This is a genomic window from Halorubrum sp. SD612, from assembly GCF_002135005.1.
In genome coordinates this window covers 1-1,080 of record NZ_NEWI01000396.1, presented here as the reverse complement: position 1 = coordinate 1,080, position 1,080 = coordinate 1, and the positions used below count along the sequence as shown (strand labels likewise).

The window sequence follows — 1,080 nt, the reverse complement described above, 5'->3', positions numbered from 1 at the left end:
GGTCGACGGTGGTGGGGTCCGCGGTGAACACCGGAATGTCGCGGTCCGCGAGCCGCCTCCCGGCGGTCTCGTCGGGCGTCACCACCGCGTACTCGACGCCGTCGCGGGCGTCGAGCTCTTCGAGAATCGGTTCCGTCAGGTCCCCGTAACCTAAGACGAGGACGTGGTCGTCGAGGAGGTCTATCTGTCTGTCTGTCATCTTTCCGAGCGCCTTGGAGAGCTGCGCCTCGATGGCGGGCGTGAGGAGGACCCCGAGCGCCACCGCGAACGCGGCGACGTTCATCACGAGCGAGGAGAGCACGAACAGCTGCGCGATGTCGGCGGCCGCGCCGGCCTGCGGGGTCACGTCGCCGTAGCCGACCGTGGAGGCGGTGACGACGGTGAAGTAGAACGCGTCGACGATGGTCTCGACCCCGTCGAACTGGTCGCGGAGCGCGTACGTGCCGACCGTCCCGTAGGAGACCGCCGTCACGAGCGCCGCGCCCGCGGCGAGCTGCGTCGGCGACGGGGAGTACGTCCTGTCGAACCGCCCGCGGTTGTACAGCAGCGCGGGCAGCGACAGGACGGACAGCGCCACCAGCGGGAACGACAGCACCGACGCCTGCATCAGTCCCTGAATCGCGGTGAGGGGGAGCAACACCGCCGTCGAGTACCAGCCGACCCGGTAGCCGTTCCGCAGCGCGAAGCCGCTCCCGAGCATCGAAAAGCCCGTGATCGTCCCCGTGAAGCCGACGGTCTGGCGGACGAAGCCGGGGACCAAAGGGGCGAGCGGACCGGAGACCCCCACCCCTCCGATCTGCGCGAGCCCGGCGAGGATCGACAGCACCGCGACCGCGAACGTCAGGAGGATCGACGCTCGGACGGTCACCCAGTCCCGGGTCAGCTCCATATCCCGGGGTCGCCGAGACCGAACTTAAACCCCGCGAGGCCGGTCTGGCCCGGCGTCCGCGTCGCGACCGCGGCGACGCGCTCCCCGCCGACACACGTATAACCGCCCCGCCGGTTGAGGGCCGTATGTCCCTTCCCGTCCACACCGTCTCTGGGACCCTCCCCCGCGCCCTCCCCCGGCACGTCCCCCCC

Annotated in this window: 2 protein-coding genes; both read right to left on the bottom strand. The window is 70.6% G+C overall.

Translation table 11 applies throughout. The features are described from left to right. Positions 1-889, bottom strand: an 889-nt coding sequence (locus B9G38_RS17640; protein ID WP_086221209.1) for an ion channel, incomplete at its 3' end; no start/stop codon positions are given. Further along, positions 880-1,080, bottom strand: a 201-nt coding sequence (locus B9G38_RS18675; RefSeq protein WP_233127258.1) for a hypothetical protein, incomplete at its 5' end; no start/stop codon positions are given. The genes B9G38_RS17640 and B9G38_RS18675, both read right to left, overlap by 10 nt.